Here is a 17952-nt window from a genome sequence, read left to right on the forward strand (position 1 = left end):
CATTTTCGGGTGCTGTCATGACCAATGCCGTGCCACCGCTGTCCTTCAATCCCGCTGGAATCGAGCTGGATCGCCGCCAGGGACTCAGCCGCCAGCTCTATCAGGCTTTGCGCTCGCGGGTACTGGACGGGCGCCTGGCCGGTGGCACCCGCCTGCCCGCCAGCCGTGACCTGGCGACGGCACTGTCTATTTCCCGCAACAGTGTGGTGCGGGCCTACGATCAGCTCTATGCGGAGGGTTTCATAGAAGGGCGGGTCGGTGATGGCACTTACGTAGCGACTCTGTCATCCGCGACGCTGCCCATCAAAAACATATCCACAAAAGTGTCCACAGGCATATCAACAGGCTTACCCACAGGTTTATCCACAAAAGTCGCTCCGGACTGGTTGGATTTACCGGTGGCCCCCGCCAGTAAAGTTATCCACAGCGACGCCTTGGCGCGTGTCGAAAAACATCACCTGAACCCGCCTCCCAGCGGTCCGCCCCGAGCGTTCAGGGTCGGCGTACCGGCCTTCGATCTGTTCCCATTCGACATCTGGGCCAAGCTGAACGCCGCTTTCTGGCGCAAGCCGGATCTGCAGCAGTTGTGTTATGGCGACTCACAAGGCGATGCACGCCTGCGGGCCCTTATCGCCGCTTACCTGCGTAGTTCTCGTGGTTTGCACTGCACGGCTGAGCAAATTGTGATCACCAGCGGCGCCCAGCAGGGCATCAGTCTTTGTGCACAGCTGCTGGTGGATCCTGGGGACATAGTTGCAGTGGAAAATCCGGGCTATCGCGCCGCCGGGCATGCGTTTTCCGTGGCGGGCGCCGATTTGCGAGGGGTGTCCGTGGACAACGACGGGCTCGATTGCGCGGCGCTGGAGGGGTTGAGCCATTGTCGGTTGGCCTATGTCACACCGTCCCATCAGTATCCGCTTGGTGTGGTCATGAGCCTTGCTCGACGGCTGGAACTGCTGGCCTGGGCCGAACGCAACGATAGCTGGATCGTCGAAGACGACTATGACGGCGAATACCGCTACAGCGGTGCGCCGCTGGCGCCCTTGGCTGCGCTGGATCGCCAGGGCCGGGTGCTTTATGTCGGGACGTTCGGCAAAGTCGCGTTCCCGGCCTTGCGCCTGGGCTACCTGGTATTGCCTCCGGGCCTGGTGGATGCGTTTGCCCGTCGTCGCGCCGTGGATGTGCGCCACTCGGAAGTCAGCACCCAGGCGGTGATGGCCGAGTTCATGGCCGCCGGGCATTTCCAGCGGCACATCCGGCGCATGCGCCGGGCCGCACTGGCACGACGCGATGCGATGCTGGCCGGTTGGCCGAAAGCTGTCGCCGGCGTGGGGCCGCTGCCGACAGTGGTGGCGGGGTTGCATGTCACGGTGCCGGTGGACAGCGTCGAGCGTGAGCGGGAGCTGATCGTCCAGGCGACCCGGATTGGCGTCGAGATCAATGGCTTGAGCAGCTATTGGCTGCCCGCCACGCAGCCTCCCCTGGTGCGCGCCGGGCTGGTGCTGGGGTTCGCGGCCGTCCCGCCAGCGGCCATCGGTGCCGCGCTGACGAGCCTGGCAAAGGCATGGGGCGCCGGGGATTGAACACCGGGCATCGACGGATGCCCGGTGGGCCAGGGCTATGAGGGCCGTTTCGGAAAGAAGACCGCAATGGCTTGATCCACGGCGATCTCGCTGCGGTAATGGTCGATCAGTTGCCGCTGGTTGAGTTCGTTGGTCGAGTCAGCGGCTTTCCCGAGGTTGACCTGTTCCGGTGTCTTCAAGCGTGCGGACAGGAAAGCGTGAGCCGGTACCCAGTCGGTCGAATAGTGGAAATCGGCGAACCAGAGGGTTTTGTTTTCCTTGAGGTCCTTGATCTCATACCGGTCCAGGTAGCCATAGAACGGTCCCTTGATCCGTTGTCGGCTTTTCTGCTTGCTGATGGAAATCTGATTCCGACTCTTGAGCCATGTGACGCTGCTCATGGTGGGCGGACGTTGCTTGATGACCTTGAGCACGGCTTCGAATCCATCGTCGTAAAGGGCCTTCGCGGCTTTCTTGAGTTCCGCGCGCGTGGATTCGGCAATACGTCGCTCGTCTGCGGGAATATCCACCGTTTCGTTCGAAGTGCTGTCCAGCGCTTTCGTGATCGCGGCGCCGACTTTCTCCATCCGGCTGGCATGGGCGTTCAGGATCACGGCGAGCCCTGCAGGAGAGCGCTCAGGCTCCTGGAGGTTTTCCGCGACCTCGGTCTTGAACGCCGTCAAGCCATTGATCAGGGCCTTGCCCTTGGTCACGCTGGTCTTGAGTGGTGGAACCACCGACGGCATGGCGGCCGGCGGGGAGTCGGCATTGATATGGGGCACCCACTCGCCGTTGTCCTTGCGATGGAACGTGGCGATGATCTTGTCCGAGAACGGGTGCTTGACGTCGACCCAGTCGGTTTCCTCCTTCAGCTTCGTCAAACGCGGCTCACCACTGACCAGGCCCCAGAACCGCGCCCTGATGAATCTTTTTCTCGGCCTCGGACGTGCCTCATACGGTGCCCCCGTGGTCCGTTGGTTGCTGCGTTCGTCGAGGGCCTGGGCCAGGTGACGCAGGGTTCGTTTCTTGAGCAGGCCGACCTGCTTGACCAGTCGACTGAGCTCCACCAGGCGAACGCTGTCCTTGTATTCACTGGCGATGTATTCAAGGTGTTCCTCGATGGCGGAGAACTGTTCCGTCAGGCTGCCGAAGGCGTCGATCTGCTCGTCGAGGCGAATCACGCTGCGTTCCTCGATGGCGTCATGCAGGCTCTGGAAAGCGACCGTGACGTTATCCACGACCTGATTGAGGTCCGCCCAGCCTTCGGGCATGGTGCCGACGCTTTCGAGCGACAGGCAAAGATGCCGGTACATGTCCAACTGGATCAGCCGGATGGCGTCACTCCTGTAGGCCGGCATCTTTGCACGGTGCTGGCGCAGGAATTCGAAGCCTTCGCGTCCCAGCTTCTTGAGCCTGGCGAAGCGGGTCTCCATGTAGTCCAGGCGTTCGATCATGTCGTCGCCGACCCTGATCATGGTGTCGGCGGCATCGATATGCTCCTGCTCCAGGATTTCCACACCGGAGGTGGTCATGTCCATGGCCTTCCTCAGGGCCGGGGTGAATCGCTCGTTCAATGCGTCTATCTCCTCGAACGTGAAATTGATCTGCGCATTGAGGTAACCCAGCCTGGCCTGGGGGGCGTCGGGCCTTGATTGGAACACCGGCCATTCGGTCAATATTCGCAAGGCTTCGTCGTAGCTCTCACGTTGTGTCTTCAAGGTGCTGAGGTACACGTCGCGCTTGGTTTCCTTGGCGGCGCCCGATGCCTTGTTCATTTCTTCGGCATTCATGGTCAGCAGCTTCTGGTTCTGCGGTTTGCTGTTTTCGATCCGGTTCAGCTCTGCAAGCAGTTGCGTGCTGAGGCGCTTTGCCTCGGCGACGACCGCCTGCCTGGCGTCTTTCGAACCGATGCCACGCAAACGCAGACGGGTATCGACATGCCATCTTCCATGGGCGTCGCCCATCAAGGCAGGACCGATGCGTGCGGGATTGGCCTCATCGACGATGAAGGCCTGTTCCCCCTCCACCGCCACCTTGAACCAGGTATGCGCCACCTGTGCGTACCAGTCATCGCCCTTTGGGTAGAGCCCTTTGAATGCGCCCTGGGTTTCGGGTTGCTCCAGCCTGTCGGGTTTGTCGATACGGAAGGTTTCCAGGAGCTTCACACCTTGCCCCGACTTGCTGATCAAGGCACCGCTGGAATGAATGACGGCGTAGTGTTCGGGCAACAGCTCGGTACCCTTGAGCGGTGGGCGCTTTTCGATGACCAGCTCGGTTTTTTTCAGGTCTTCCAGCTCGACCACCACCTCCGGCGCCGTCGATCGGCGGCTGCGTTTGCCTTCCCTGGCGCGGGCGATGGCGAACGCGGTGATGGCCATTGCCATGTTCAGCAGCAGGTCGACGAAGGCTTCCCATGTGGCCTGGCTGTTGAACGTTTCGTCGTTCTGCGTCAGCGACTCCACGTCGTCCAGGATCTGCCAGAACCAGGCCGCGGTGCCTACGGCTGAGCCCAGGTAGGGCAGCGCCAGGTTGAAGATCAACCAGCCGGCCTGCTTGAAGGTCTGCCAGCGATGCTCACTGTTGGAAATCGATTGGCGATCGGCCAGTTCCACCAGGGCGTCGGCATTGGCCTTGAACAACTGCGGCAGGAAGTCGGCTCCGAGCGTCTCTTCACTCAAGCTGATGGGGGCGCTGTTGGCCCAGGCCGAAAAAGGATCGGTCACGAAATCGATAATGGTCCAGGGGGAGGGCAGAGGGCCTGAAAACACGTATCGGCTGTAGTTTTCACGCACGCCGTCGGGTAGCCAGGCCAGTACCGACTGGCGCAAGGAAGGGGTTTGCTTGATGGCATAGATCAGGTTGCTGAACGATGGATACTGGCACAGCTGCGGTTCGAGCAGCGGCCGGTACAGCAGGCAGGGGCCGGCATCCGGGTTCTGGGGGCCGATCACGAACATGTTGGTCACGACGTCCTTCGAGTGCCTCTGTTCGGACACGAACGCCAGTTTGCGGATCACGATGGCCTGCCCGTCGATCTTGCGATCGGCCGGCTCGGGCTCCATCAGGGCGCATACATAGCGATAGCCCCGTTCATCGATGTAGCAGGCTCCGCGAATCTTGCTTTCGAGCGCCAGCATGGGTAGCTGGACGCGCAGCTGGGAGGTATACAGATTCTGGCGACGGCTTGACTCCTGCGGGTCGTCCAGCAGCTTGCGCTTGACCAATTCGGGGTAGACACGACCGATATCGATCTTGCCGATGACCTTTTCCAGGTAGTCGATCGTCATCCAGCCAGGCAGGGCGGTACCGTCGATCGATCGAACCGTTCTATCTCCCGGAGGCAGCGCGATGAGGTTTTGCAAGGCCAGTTCAACCAGGCTGAACCGAGCGGTTTCGAATTTCCCCGGCACGATGAAGGTACCCCAGGCAACCAGGCTGCGGATCTGGACCTGGATTTTCTCCAGGTCGAGGCTCTCGGCATCGGCGTGTTCCGATTGCATCTGTTGCTTCAGGGCCGCCAACGTGTAGCGCTTGATAGATGGGATCTCGTCCAGGTAAGTCTTGCCGGCATGAGAACTGCTCAGCGCCGAGAGGCTTTTCATGTGTTGGGCAAACAGCATCTGGTCCGATACCGATGCTGTCTTCAACCAGTCAGGTATCTGCTTCTGGAACCAGTCTTCGGTCGGGTCGTTATCCGTGTCCAGCTCATCGGAAGCGTTCTGCTCGTTCTCGCTGGGTATGAACCTCTGCATGAAGCCCGGGGAGCCGATGATCTCCACTTGCATGGCAATCAACCCGCAAGCCTTGTGATCGAAGATATTGCCGCTGGGTTCGTAGAGCCGCCACTGGATCTTCTTGCGTACCCCGGTCCCCAGGTGAGTGGGCAGGGATTGGCCGAGGGCGTGTTGGGAGTCGAACTTCTCGTAGCCGTTGCGCAGCGAGTAGGTGAGGATGACTTCCTGGCCGTCGATTTTGCCGATCAGCACCACGACCGAGTTCTCGTTGACGCGGGACACCTTGTCGCCGTTGACTTCATCGATATCGATCAGATACGCATGGGTGTCGAAGCGGTCATGCTCCTTGCGATCCTGCAGATCGGGATAAAGGTACAGCAGTCTGGCCATGGTGCATTCGGTCGCGGTCCAGCCCTTGACCTGCCTGACGTCCCAGAGCTTGCGCAGCGTGCGGGACAGCTCATGCCAGCGCGGACCGGAGGCGCCGAGGGAGGCGTTCCAGTACAGCAGTTGCTGCTCCTGGCTGGCGGACAGCATGGTCGGCACCAGCTCGTTGATCATGTTGCCGATCTGCCCGATGCGCACCGGAAGATGCACCTCGGGCGTGGTCAGCGGCAGTTGGGTCAGATAGTGCAGGCCGTCCACCAGCAAGGTGGAATCGCTCTCGCCCACCCGCTCGGCCACCATGCTGCTCAAGGTTTCGTAGCGTGTGGGGCGCTCGACGATTTCGCCATCGACAATGTCCCAGTCCGGCTCCCCGACGACGGTGTTGTGCGGGTCGAGGTCCAGCGCCGGATAGAGTCGCTTGAGGGCTGTGCGCAAGAGTACGGCGGCCACTTCCGGTGAGGTCGGACCGGCCAGCAATTGATTGAGTACAGCATCCCTGAGGCTGGCTTCGGGCGTGGATTGCCCGGTGGTTCTTAAGGTTCTTGCCATTTGAGTCTCCCTGTCTCGCGGTACATGCAATCCTCGAAGCCAGATGCTTCGGGGATTGCATGCTAGGAGCGGGCAGGACAGGGAGGGTGGTAACTATGTATATGCCGGATACAAGGTGCCGGGCTATTGGCCGGACTTGATCCGTGTCCAGGTTCGCGTCCGTGCTCGCTCGGCATCCCTGGGCAAGGGTTGCAGGGTGTAGAGCGTAGCCATCGCCGTCTCGGTCGGGTACAGGTTGGGGTTGCTGCGGATCGCGGGATCGACCTTGTCCGTGGCGTCCTTGTTCGGGTTCGGATACCCGACGAAATCGCTGATCGGGGCGATCACCTGGGGTTGCAGCAAGTAGTTGATGAAGGTGTAGGCGTCGCCCGGGTTCTTGGCGTCCTTGGGAATGGCGAGCATGTCGAACCAGATCGGCGCGCCTTCCTTGGGCAGGCGCATGTCCACCGTCACACCATTCTTGGCTTCCTTGGCCCGGTTGGCCGCCTGGGAGAAGCTGCCGGAATAGCCCACCGCCACGCAGATATCGCCGTTGGCGATGTCTGCCATGTACTTGGACGAGTGGAAATAGGTGATGTAGGGGCGGATCTTCAGCATCAGCGATTCGGCCTTGGCATAGTCCGCCGGCTTCTTGCTGTTGGGGTCCAGGCCCAGGTGCTGCAGGGCCAGGGGCAGGATCTCCGACGGCGAATCCAGCAGCGCCACGCCGCACTGCTTGAGCTTGCTGATGTTCTCTTCCTTGAAGATCAGGTCCCAGCTGTCCACCGGCGCATTGTCGCCCAGGGCGGCCTTGACCTTGTCCGGGTTGAAGCCGATCAGGATGGTGCCGTACATGTAGGGCACGGCGAATTTGTTGCCCGGGTCGTTGGCTTCGATCAACTTCATCAGCTTGGGATCGAGGTGGTTCCAGTTGGGCAGTTTGCTGCGGTCCAGGGGTTGGAAGACGCCGGCTTCGATCTGCTTGGCCAGGAACACATTGGACGGCACCACCACGTCGTAGCCGGAATTGCCGGTGAGCAACTTGGCTTCCAGGGCTTCGTTGGTATCGAAGATGTCGTAGACCAGCTTGATCTGGCTGTTCTGCGCCTTGAAGTCGTCCAGGGCCTTGGGCGTGATGTAATCGAACCAGTTATAGACCCGCAGGGTTCGTTCCTCGGCCTGGGCCGTTGTGCAAAGCAGCGCGGCGCACAGGGCCGGGGCCATTAGACGCTTGAGTCTTTTCATGCTTGTGTTCCTCATTGGGCGCTTTGGAAACCTTCGAGTACGTTCACGGCATTGATGCCGATCTCAGCCACCGCATAGCCGCCTTCCATCACGAACAGGGTCGGCTTGCCTAGCGCGGCGATACGTTTGCCCATCGCCAGGTAATCCGGGCTGTCGAGCTTGAACTGGGAAATCGGGTCGTCCTTGAAAGTGTCCACGCCCAGGGACACGACGATGACATCCGCGTCGTAGCGCCGGGTTTCGTCGCACGCCTGCTCCAGGGCCGTGCTCCAGGTGTCCCAGCCCGAACCGGCTGGTAGAGGGTAGTTGAAATTGAAACCTTCCCCGGCGCCTTCGCCGCGTTCATCCGCGTATCCCAGGAAGAACGGAAACTCGGCCTCCGGGTGGCCGTGGATCGAGGCGAACAACACGTCGCTGCGCTCATAGAAAATCGACTGGGTGCCATTACCGTGGTGGTAATCCACATCGAGGATCGCAACCTTCTCGTGACCTTGGTCGAGGAACGCCTGGGCGGCGATGGCGGCGTTGTTGAGGTAGCAATAGCCGCCCATCAAATCGCTGGCGGCGTGGTGCCCCGGCGGGCGGCACAGAGCAAAGGCACTGCGGGCGCCGCGCTGGATTTCAGCCTGGGCGGTGAGGGCCACCTGGGCGGCGCTGTAGGCCGCTTGCCAGGTGCCGGCGGTGATCGGCGCACCGCCGTCGAAGCTGTAATAGCCCAGCTGGCCATGCAGGCTGCGGGGGATGACAGTGCGCAGGGTCCGGGCCGGCCAGGTGTAGGGCAGCAAATCGCCTTCGCGGTTGTACTCGACCCAGCGATCCCAGGCCCCGCGGAAAAACTCCAGGTAGGCCGCGGTGTGGATGCGCTGGATCGGTGCGAGGCCAAAATCCGTTGGCGCCTCCACCGGGCCCAATGCCCGGGCCTTGACCCGTTCCAGCACATGATCGGCCCGGGAGGGCATTTCGAAGCAAGGCATCAGTTGCCCGTCCATCAACTCGCAGCGGCCATGGTGCAAGTGGTGATCATCCGAGTAGATCGTCAGCATTTGTTGTTCTCCGCAAAGGGCTGATCGGTTGACCACAGTCTTGCGGCGGGCGGCGTTTCAGAGAACGGCAGGAGAGGCCAAAAGGGGATCGAAATGGCCAAAAGGTTTGACCGTAAATCGCCCCTTGATGGCGCAGTTGTGCGCGGGGTTGGGGCATGAGTGATGCTCCGATGGTTGTCCGCAACGTGGCGAGGGACCTTGCTCCCGCTCTGCGGCGCAGCCGTCGTAAATCGGCCGGTGCGGTATCTGCGCACAAATGCGTCAGTCTGTTTTGGGGTGACTGCGTACCCAACGGGGATAAGTCCCCTCGCCACAGGGGGGATGTTGTACATGAAAGCGATGTAGGGGGATCAGGGCCTGAACTGACTCGGCGCCACGCCGCTCCAGCGCACGAAGGCGTGACGGAAGCTGGCTGTTTCGCTGAAGCCCAGTCGTTCGGCGATACGGTAGATGGGCAAGCGATCCTCGCAAAGCATCTGCTTGGCCCGTTCGAAGCGCAGGTCGTCCAGCAGTTCCTGGTAGCTGCAGCCGCAGTCCTTGAGGTGCCGGCGCAGGGTGCGTGCCGAGCAGTTCATCTGTTCGGCCAGGCGTTCCAGGCCTGGGGCGGCGTCCAGCTGGACGGCGAGCAACTGGTGGATCCGCCCCAGCCAGGCCTGGCGTCCGGTGAATTCGGTGTTCTGCTTGCGGCAGCGTTCGACCATGGCGTTGTGGGTGATGGGGTCGGCCAGGGGCAGGGGGCGGTCCAACCAATGACGGTCGAAGGCAAAGGCGTTGACGGTGGCGTCGAAACGCACCGGGCAGTCGAAGTAGGCCACGTAGCGTGCCCGGTACTCCGGTGCAGGATGTTCGAAGCGCGCTGCATGCAGCGGCAATGCGCGGCCAAGCAGGTCATTGCAGATGACCTTCAGCGAGACCATGCAGAATTCGGCATTGAATGCCGCCAGGGCGGGATTCTCCCGGTAATCGCTGGCGCTGAGCCAGATGTGCTCGCCATCGTCCTCCAGGGCCAGGTCGAACAGTGTTCCCAAAAGAGCCGGATAGCGCAGTGCCAACCGCAAGGCGTCACCTAAGGTGGCACTGGTGAGCAAGGCATAGCCGAGCATGCCGTAGGACGAAACATGCATGCGCAAGCCCAGGTCCAGGCCGATGTCGCGCTTGAGGGCCACGGCGTTGGCGCAGACCTGCATTTCCTGGTTGGTGGTGATGCGCGTGTCGGCCCGGTTCAGGTCGGCCGCACTGATGCCGCTGCCGGCCAGCAACGCTTCACTCGGCAGGCCTTCGTGCTTGAAGGCATCAAGCACCAGGGAGACGGCGTTGAGAGTAGTGAGGTGGGAATGAAGCATGTTCGTTTCCAGCCTTGGGGAGGCTGGATATCGAGCAAGTTGTATGCCGGGAAAAACGATAACCCGATACCGCACAACGCCTCAACGGGCTGCTTACGCTCGCAGGTAACGGTCGCGGTTCGCTTCTTTAGGCGCGCTGAAGACTTCCACTCATTGCCTGCCAATGGAAAAAAGCCATGTCGACTTCAAGCCCCACTCCTTCGATGACAAGCTCGCCACGCCCCCTGCGAACCGATGATGAGATCACCTCATGGGCCCTGAACGTGCACCTGCTGTTCGCGTCACGCCCGTCGCTGACGGACGTCGCACGGACGACGCTGCAAGCGCTCCTCGATGAACGTTACCCAACGTTGGCGCCAGCCGCCGCAACCGCCGTGATCCTTGAACCTCAATGGCGCATGGACGGCGGGCAACCGCACAAGGTCGGGTACAACACCCATGGATTGGCCGACCTGTTGCTCGAGCGCTGCAGGGGCGTGGGGGCAAGGACGTTCAGCCAGGGCAGCTTTCTTGCGAAATTCCCTGGCGCAGAGACGCCCCAGGGCGAAAAGGTCCCCTTGGATGAACTCCAGCAAATGCTCGAAGAAGGGGCCTCCACGCTGCTTGAGGGCTATCAACAGCACCTGGTGGATTTCTGGAGCACGGACGCTCCCAGTGTCTGGCGACAACTGTCCGATCTGTTCAAGGCGCAGTTGCAACAGGCCGCTTCGGCGCTCGTAGGCGAGGAACTCGCCACCGTCCAGGCCGTCCTCGACTACCCGGAGCCGGCTCGGCGACAACGAGCCCTGGGGCAGGGCACCACCCGAGCCTGCGTCACGTTTGTCTACGAGGGCGACAGCAACGTTCCTCATCCGAGGGATGTGCTGGTGCTGGCCATGTCGCGCCGTCTGGGTGAGCGAGAAATCGCTTTGCTCTACACATTGACTGGCGGGATCGAGGTGTTCGGCTCGGTGGCGGCAATGGAAGCATCCTGGTTCGGTGCGCGCCGGGCGGACGATTCGAAGCTGAGAAACTACACCCCCGAGCAGGACATCTTCGACGCCTTGACCCTCTGTCTCCTGGAGCGTCAGTTGCAACTGCTCGCCAGGATCCAACCCTCGGCTTATCCCGACACGGCCAGTCTTGAACGCGAAGTGGCGCTGGTTTCCGGTCCCGGCACGCTGCTGGGGGCCTTTCGCTCGGGGCATGAGTCCAGGCTGTCGAAACTGCAGCAGGTGCTTCCATCCTGGCTGAGGAATGCACCGTTGGCGGATCGCGGCGCCTACGGTCGTTTGTTGTCATCGCTGGCGGCGCAGCATCGAAGGTCCGTGTCATTCATGGCGGGTATTTCGAACATCCTTGAGTTCGCTGACCAGGCCTTGAAGGAAAAGATGCTGGAGGATGACCCTTCGCGCACGGATATCTCGGTGAACGAAATTGAAGTGACGTTATCCCGGTCGAGCAATTCCCCGTTCGAGATCATCGATCCGCCGTTTCCGCCCCCTCGCAGTGCAACTCAAACCCGGACTTTCCCCGAGATGGCGATCCGAAATCTCGAAGCTTTTCCCTGGAGCCCATCGAAGATCACTTACCGAGGGGGCGAACCACCCGCCTGGATGACCTATGAATATCTGCGGGACCTGACCTCGCGAGCCGACATCGGCCAGCACTATCCCGAACTGCTGCAGCGCAAGTTACTGAACGATCCCCTGGATGTGGCCCGCAGGCAGCAACGTTTCGCTGATCGCCTCGCCATCCTGCTGCCATTGCAGGCATTGGAACTGAAGATCAAAAAGAACCTTACCGATATGGCTTATCGCTTTGTCGTGGCGGTGTTGCGGCCGACCCTGTCGGCCGGTTTCGCTGCCGGGTATGAACCGGTCATCAGGCCCCTGGCTTTCCTGACCGATGCCCAGGCAACGCCCAATGTGGTCGCCGACATGTTTGTGATCGGCCCCGAGGATGCCAGCCTGGGCCCTCATGTGCTTTACAGGCCTGCTTCGTCAACGCCCCTGATGGAATTTGCCTCGCGAGCCGCTCTTTTCGATGCCATCAAGCAGGCCGGAGCGTTACAGGACAGCGTACTTGCCGGGCTTGAACCTTCTGCCCGTCGGGTCTATGCCAACGGTGGTTTCCAGGAGCCGCACATCGGCCGGGTGCTGCTTTCGGATGCCACCGCTCCCCGGTCTCCGGAACCTGCATTGCTCGGCCGCGAGCCGTTACAAGGCGATATCGTCGGTGCGTTGTACAAAGCCTGTGCCCGGGCCTTGATCGAACAGGCCAAACGGGCTTCGGTGTCCGACTCGCAGACGCGCTGGGACAGTTTCATGCAGTTTGGCTGGGTAGCGTTCAACCTGTTGCTGCCGCTGCTGGATGGTCCGGTAATGATGATCGGTTTGCTGGCCCAGCTCACGGAGCAGCTTGATGAGTTCATTGACAGCGAGGGGGTGCAAGACAGCGCGGAAGCCTTGGCCGCGGCGTTGATGGGCCTGGCGTTGGTGCTGGTGCAGGGAGGGGCGCGCCTGGGAGCGATCAGCCGACTGGAGTCGCGGGCAAGGATCGAGCATGAGGCTCCGGTTGCCTTGCCTGGCAATGCGATCATCAAAGAGCCGGCGTTAGCTGCGTCCGCTAGCCCTTACGGGGCGAAAGCGCGGCTGGTCTATGGCTGGTCGAGCCCTCGTACCCATTTTTCCGCCCCTGAGCTGGCCCGCCTCGATACTTTCCAACTGGCGTCTCCTTCTACGTCGCAAGGCCTGGTGGTTTCGGGTGAATACCAGGGGCTCTATCAACGGGGCAGCCTGTGGTTTGCCCAGGTCGAAGGCAAATGGTATCGAGTGTCACGCCGGCTTGAGGGGGTGGTGATCATCGACGCCGCCCATCCGGCGCGGACCGGTCCCTGGCTTGAACATGACGGGCAGGGTCGCTGGCGCCTGGGACTCCGCCCGCGATTGCTCGGTGGTGCGGGTGGACTGAGTATCCGTGCCGCAAAGAAACTCAAGAGCCTGGAGAAGAAAGGGCGCGATCTGCTGGGCACACTTGATCAACAAATGTCTGACGTCGGTTGGTTGTCCAGAAGTGAGCGTCCGCCTATCGACGTAGAGGATCTCATCGTAGGCAAGGCAACCGGGTTCGACCGCTGTGCCGAGGAGATCGAGCAGTTGACGCAAGCGCTGGGTGACCAGGTTCCGCGAATGTTGATCGAGGAGCTGAGGGCCGGTGCCAGGCGTCTGCGGGAGTTGGGGCGAACCACCCGCATCATGATGACCAAGGCGAAGCTGCCCAACGTTGGCGCGGTGGAGTACTTGCTACAGGAACAGGAGATCAGCATCCGCAAGGCCGGTGGCCGGGTGGATATTTCAGACAATAAAGGCAACGACTTCCTGCAGGTCTACGAGATTCGCGAGAGGCGCAACAACCGCGTGCTGTGGTTCGCGCACTTCCATTATCTGAAACAGGATGCAGCGGCGGATGCCTTTACCAAGGCTCACCTGAAGACATTCGAGCAGGGCGGGCGGGGGCTTGAGTTCCAGAAAGCCCAGCAGAAGGCCGGCCAGGCGGTTGAGCGGATCTGGCGTGCCGACATTGGCAGCGCCGCCGCCAAGGCGTTGTTCCTCTCGGTGTAGCGGTGTGAGGCGCGAGGAGACTCGCGCCTCAGCGGTTTGCAGGGCTCAGCTCAGCTCGCCGCATAGGTCCAGCTCAACCAGCCGGCGGACATCCTCCACGGCCAGCCCGGCGCCTATCAACGCTTGCAGCTTGCCGAACGCCGCCTCGCGGGTCATGCCGCCACCGGACAGCACCCCAACGCCTCGCAAGCGGCTGCCGGCTTCGTACACGTCCAGTTCCACGCCGCCTTCATGGCATTGAGTCACCGCCACCACTACCACGCCGCTGTCCCGTGCCCGCTCCAGGCTGGCGAGGAAGGCCGGGTTGTCGCTTGGCCCGGTGCCGCTACCGTAGCACTCCAATACCAAACCCTGGATACCACTGCCGAGCAGGCCATCGAGGATCTCGGCGCTGATGCCGGGAAACAGAGGCAATGCCGCGATATTGGCCAGTTGTCTTGACTGCCGGTAATTCAGCTCGGCCGGCAGGGACGTGGCTTTCGCTGCGCCGCCCTGGCGCTCCAGGCGCTTGAACGGATGGCGACCGAAACTGCGCACTTTCGCGCACCGGGTCGGTGCCAGCAGCTCCCCGTGGAAGTACAGGTGCACGCCCGGGGCCAGGCCCTGGCCGAGGGCGACCAGCGCGCCGCTGAGGTTCTCCCAGGCGTCGCTGTCGGTCACGCCGGCGGGCAGCATGGAACCGGTGAAACATACCCGGGCATGCAGGCCCAGCAGTTGGAAACTCATCGCCGCCGCGCTGTAGGCCAGGGTATCGGTGCCGTGCAGGATCAGCACGCTGTCGCAACCCTGTACATCCACGGCATCGACCACCGCTTCGCGCAGTTGCTGCCAGTAGGCCGGGGTCATGTTCGCGCTGTCGATCAGAGGCGACATCTCCCGGAAGCGCCACTGCGGGATCACGAGTTCGGGTTGGCTGTGCAGGTAATCGCGCATGCGCGCTTCGAAGCCGGAAGCCGGGGCCAGGCCCTGGGCGCTGGCCTGCATGCCGATGGTGCCGCCGGTATAGAGCACCATGACGTGCTGGGCGGCAGGGTAGGTCGAGCAATTCATGGTTGTTCTCCGAGGACGAAAGCGGCAGCTTCGTCGAGCTGCCCCAACATAAGGTCGAGCATGACGCCGACCTTACGCTGTGTCACGCCGGGCGCAGGGGATGCGCCCGGTTTTTTGCAACAAGCCTGCCGATCAGCGTTGCGCTGCGGTCGCGCCGGTCACTGCTTCAGGCTGGGGAGCCGAAGACGGGTTGGCTGGCCAGGCCTTGCGGTCCAGATCCAGGTCCGGGAACCTGGCGGAGTCGAAGACCGGTACCTTGATGCCGCAAGAGCGCTGGTCGTCGTAGTCGCGCAGGATGCGCATGCCGACCTTGAACAGCAGGAACAGCGCGATCAGGTTCACGAACGCCAGCAGGGTCATGGTGATGTCGGCGAAGGCAAACACGGTGCTGAGGTTTTCGATGGCACCCCAGAAGATCAGCACCAGGACCAGCGCGCGGTAGCCGATCAAGGCCTTGCGGTTTTCACCCACCATGAAGCGCAGGTTGTTCTCGCCCAGATAGTAGTTGTAGAGAATCGAGGTGAAGACGAACAGCGCCAGGGCCACGGAAATGAACATCCGGCCCCAGTCGCCCACGACGGCAGCCAGGGAGTTCTGGGTCAGGGCAATGCCGTCGCCTTCGAAGCCAGGGGTGTAGAAGCCCGACAGCAGGATCAGCAGCGCGGTGCAGGTGCAGATCACGAAGGTGTCCAGGAAAACACTGAACGCCTGGACCACGCCCTGGGCGACCGGGTGCTCGACCGAGGCGACAGCGGCCACGTTAGGCGCACTGCCCAGGCCCGCTTCGTTGGCGAAGACGCCACGCTTGACGCCCATGACGATGGCGCTGCCGATCAGGCCGCCGAAAGCCTGGTCCAGGCCGAAGGCGCTTTTGACGATGGTCACGAGCATGGCCGGTACATGGTCGAACTGCAGCACGATCACGTAGATGGTCACGGCGATGTAGGCCAGGGTCTTCACAGGCACCAGCAGGTCGGCGACCTTGGCGATACGCTTGATCCCGCCGATGAACACCAGGCCCAGCAGCACCGCCAGGCCCAGGCCGGTGTAGGTGGTGTCGAGACCGAAGGCGTTGTTCAGCGAGTGGGTCACGGCGTGGGCTTGCAGGCCGTTGAAGGCAAAGCCGAAGGTGACCAGCAGCAGGAACGCCATGATCATGCCCAGCCAGCGTTTCTGCAGGCCGTGCTGGATATAGTAGGACGGGCCGCCACGGTACTGGCCTTCGGAGTCGCAGCGCTTGTAGAGCTGGCCGAGGGAGCATTCGAAGAAGCTGCTGGACATGCCGACCAGCGCGGTCACCCACATCCAGAACACCGCGCCGGGGCCGCCGAGAGTCACGGCGATGCCGACACCGGCGATGTTGCCCGCGCCGACACGACCGGCGAGGCTGAGCATCAGGGCCTGGAAGGAACTGAGCTGGTCGGTGCTGCTCTTGAGGCTGTCACGGAACACCGAGAACATGTGGAAGAAATGACGGAACTGGACGAAACGCGAGCGGATCGTGAAGTAGCCGCCGAGCCCGACGATGAGCACGATCAGCACTTTCCCTGAGAGGAAGTCGTTGATGACTTCAAGCATGAGTATTCCTCGCTGTTTTTTGTTTAAGCAAATGCTGGCCATTTGGAAACATCACGTTACATCCGTCGGCGCACGGCTTGACAGGTGAGGCGAGGTTTCGTCCCGGTCCAATTCGCGGGTTGTTATTAGTTCGGGTTTCGCATGTTTAAGGTCTCGCTACCGACGACCACTCATGCGAAGAGGGGCGGCACTATACCTATCAGTGCCGTGCCCGTCTGCACGGTTGTGGTGCAAGCGACGAAACGTCGTGCCGCAATCGGTACGAATCGCAGCCTTCGACAGCCCATCAAAGGAGCTGTCGAAGGCTGAGATCTGTCCCGATGTTGTCAATTTCGGCATAAGCCCTCCCTGGCGATGGCAAAAAAAGGGCTTGGGGAAAAAATTCCCCAAGCCCTCAAAAGGTGAGAGGTGTCTAGTCCCTCGACCTGGTGAGCAATGCTCGCATCTGTCACGCCTTGAGCGGGACCAGACGCGGAGCGATCATGTTTTCCGGGCGCAGGATGTCGTCGAGCATGGCGTCGTCGAGCAGACCTTCTTCGCGCACCAGTTCCAGCACGCCGCGTCCGCTTTCCAGCGCGACGCGGGCAATGCGAGTGGCGTTTTCATAGCCGATGTACGGGTTCAGCGCGGTGACCAGGCCGATCGAGTGCTCGACCAGTTCACGGCAGCGCGCTTCGTTGGCGGTGATGCCGACGATGCAGTGTTCGCGCAGCATGTCCATGGCCCGTTGCAGCAGGCGGATCGAGTCGAAGATCTTGAAGGCGATCAGCGGCTCCATCACGTTCAGTTGCAGCTGGCCGCCTTCGGCCGCCATGGTCAGGGCCAGGTCGTTGCCGATGATCTGGAATGCCACCTGGTTGACCGCTTCCGGGATCACCGGGTTGACCTTGCCGGGCATGATCGAACTGCCTGGCTGACGGGCCGGCAGGTTGATTTCGTTGATGCCGGTGCGCGGGCCGCTGGACAGCAGGCGCAGGTCGTTGCAGATTTTCGACAGCTTGACCGCGGTGCGCTTGAGCATGCCGGAGAACAGCACGAAGGCCCCCATGTCGGACGTGGCTTCGATCAGGTCGGCGGCGGGCACCAGCGGCTGGCCGCTGATAGTGGCCAGGCGCTGCACGGCCAGGGCCTGGTAGCGCGGGTCGGCGTTGATGCCGGTGCCGATGGCGGTGCCACCCAGGTTCACTTCGGTGAGCAGTTCGGGCGCCAGGGTTTTCAGGCGCGCCAAGTCTTCGCCCAGGGTCGTGGCGAAGGCGCGGAATTCCTGGCCGAGGGTCATCGGCACGGCGTCTTGCAGCTGGGTGCGGCCCATTTTCAGGACGTGGCTGAACTCTTCGCCCTTGGCGGCGAATGCCTGGATCAGGCTTTCGAGGCTGGCCAGCAACGCATCGTGGCCCAGCAGCAGACCCAGGCGGATCGCGGTCGGGTAGGCGTCGTTGGTGGACTGCGCCATGTTCACGTCGTTGTTGGGGTGCAGGTATTGGTACTCGCCTTTCTGGTGACCCATGGCCTCCAGCGCGATGTTGGCGATGACTTCGTTGGCATTCATGTTGGTCGACGTGCCGGCGCCGCCCTGGATCATGTCCACCACGAATTCTTCGTGGAAATCGCCGCGGATCAGACGGGCACAGGCTTCGCTGATGGCTGCATGCTTGGCTTCGCTGAGCTGGCCCAGCTCGCGGTTGGCATCGGCGGCGGCCTGCTTGACCATTGCCAGACCGACCACCAGCTTGGGGTAATGCGAGATCGGAACGCCCGAGAGGCGGAAGTTGTTCACCGCTCGCAGGGTCTGGATGCCGTAATACGCTTGCGCTGGTACTTCGAGTACGCCAAGCAGATCTTTTTCTGTGCGGAATGATGCAGCGGAAGACATGATGGAA

At 61.8% G+C, this 17952-nt stretch carries 9 protein-coding genes; 2 read left to right on the plus strand and 7 right to left on the minus strand.

Translation table 11 applies throughout. The annotated features are described in order from the left end of the window. Nucleotides 1-17: 17 nt before the first annotated feature. Nucleotides 18-1583, plus strand: coding sequence for a MocR-like pyridoxine biosynthesis transcription factor PdxR (pdxR, locus tag BW992_RS07510; RefSeq protein ID WP_072459034.1), 1566 nt, complete (start codon nt 18-20; stop codon nt 1581-1583). Between the two features lie 35 nt (nt 1584-1618). Here the strand turns inward: pdxR and BW992_RS07515 are convergent, their stop codons facing one another. The 4 genes from BW992_RS07515 to BW992_RS07530 all read right to left on the minus strand — a co-directional run bounded on the left by BW992_RS07515 (nt 1619) and on the right by BW992_RS07530 (nt 9842). Then, nucleotides 1619-6232, minus strand: a complete 4614-nt coding sequence (locus BW992_RS07515) for a dermonecrotic toxin domain-containing protein (RefSeq protein WP_076405907.1) — start codon at nt 6230-6232, stop codon at nt 1619-1621. A 123-nt stretch (nt 6233-6355) separates the two neighbouring features. Next, a complete protein-coding gene (locus tag BW992_RS07520) occupies nt 6356-7456 on the minus strand; it encodes a polyamine ABC transporter substrate-binding protein (protein ID WP_076405909.1) in 1101 nt (366 codons plus the stop codon). A gap of 11 nt (nt 7457-7467) precedes the next feature. Further along, nucleotides 7468-8499, minus strand: a complete 1032-nt coding sequence (locus BW992_RS07525; protein ID WP_076405911.1) for a histone deacetylase family protein — start codon at nt 8497-8499, stop codon at nt 7468-7470. Between the two features lie 350 nt (nt 8500-8849). Continuing rightward, a complete protein-coding gene (locus BW992_RS07530; RefSeq protein ID WP_076405913.1) occupies nt 8850-9842 on the minus strand; it encodes an AraC family transcriptional regulator in 993 nt (330 codons plus the stop codon). A 176-nt stretch (nt 9843-10018) separates the two neighbouring features. On the opposite strand from BW992_RS07530, the gene BW992_RS07535 reads away from it, so the two are divergent. After that, nucleotides 10019-13444: a dermonecrotic toxin domain-containing protein gene (locus BW992_RS07535; RefSeq protein WP_148049132.1), complete on the plus strand. Its 3426-nt coding sequence runs from the start codon at nt 10019-10021 to the stop codon at nt 13442-13444. Between the two features lie 45 nt (nt 13445-13489). On the opposite strand, the gene BW992_RS07540 is transcribed toward BW992_RS07535, so the two are convergent. The 3 genes from BW992_RS07540 to aspA all read right to left on the minus strand — a co-directional run bounded on the left by BW992_RS07540 (nt 13490) and on the right by aspA (nt 17945). Further along, nucleotides 13490-14494, minus strand: coding sequence for an asparaginase (locus BW992_RS07540; RefSeq protein ID WP_072397274.1), 1005 nt, complete (start codon nt 14492-14494; stop codon nt 13490-13492). A gap of 132 nt (nt 14495-14626) precedes the next feature. After that, nucleotides 14627-16072 (minus strand): alanine/glycine:cation symporter family protein, encoded by a 1446-nt coding sequence (locus tag BW992_RS07545; RefSeq protein ID WP_072397272.1) that lies wholly within the window; start codon nt 16070-16072, stop codon nt 14627-14629. A gap of 448 nt (nt 16073-16520) precedes the next feature. Next, complete coding sequence (gene aspA / locus BW992_RS07550) at nt 16521-17945, minus strand: aspartate ammonia-lyase (protein WP_072397269.1); 1425 nt, start codon at nt 17943-17945, stop codon at nt 16521-16523. Nucleotides 17946-17952: the final 7 nt, after the last annotated feature.

The sequence above is a fragment of the Pseudomonas sp. 7SR1 genome (assembly GCF_900156465.1).
Taxonomy (GTDB): domain Bacteria; phylum Pseudomonadota; class Gammaproteobacteria; order Pseudomonadales; family Pseudomonadaceae; genus Aquipseudomonas.

What these genes read in the sequence shown, in the direction of transcription:
- pdxR (WP_072459034.1), top strand. Translation starts at nt 18, where the DNA reads ATGACCAATGCCGTGCCACCGCTGTCCTTCAATCCCGCTGGAATCGAG.
- BW992_RS07515 (WP_076405907.1), bottom strand. Translation starts at nt 6,232, where the DNA reads ATGGCAAGAACCTTAAGAACCACCGGGCAATCCACGCCCGAAGCCAGC.
- BW992_RS07520 (WP_076405909.1), bottom strand. Translation starts at nt 7,456, where the DNA reads ATGAAAAGACTCAAGCGTCTAATGGCCCCGGCCCTGTGCGCCGCGCTG.
- BW992_RS07525 (WP_076405911.1), bottom strand. Translation starts at nt 8,499, where the DNA reads ATGCTGACGATCTACTCGGATGATCACCACTTGCACCATGGCCGCTGC.
- BW992_RS07530 (WP_076405913.1), bottom strand. Translation starts at nt 9,842, where the DNA reads ATGCTTCATTCCCACCTCACTACTCTCAACGCCGTCTCCCTGGTGCTT.
- BW992_RS07535 (WP_148049132.1), top strand. Translation starts at nt 10,019, where the DNA reads ATGTCGACTTCAAGCCCCACTCCTTCGATGACAAGCTCGCCACGCCCC.
- BW992_RS07540 (WP_072397274.1), bottom strand. Translation starts at nt 14,494, where the DNA reads ATGAATTGCTCGACCTACCCTGCCGCCCAGCACGTCATGGTGCTCTAT.
- BW992_RS07545 (WP_072397272.1), bottom strand. Translation starts at nt 16,072, where the DNA reads ATGCTTGAAGTCATCAACGACTTCCTCTCAGGGAAAGTGCTGATCGTG.
- aspA (WP_072397269.1), bottom strand. Translation starts at nt 17,945, where the DNA reads ATGTCTTCCGCTGCATCATTCCGCACAGAAAAAGATCTGCTTGGCGTA.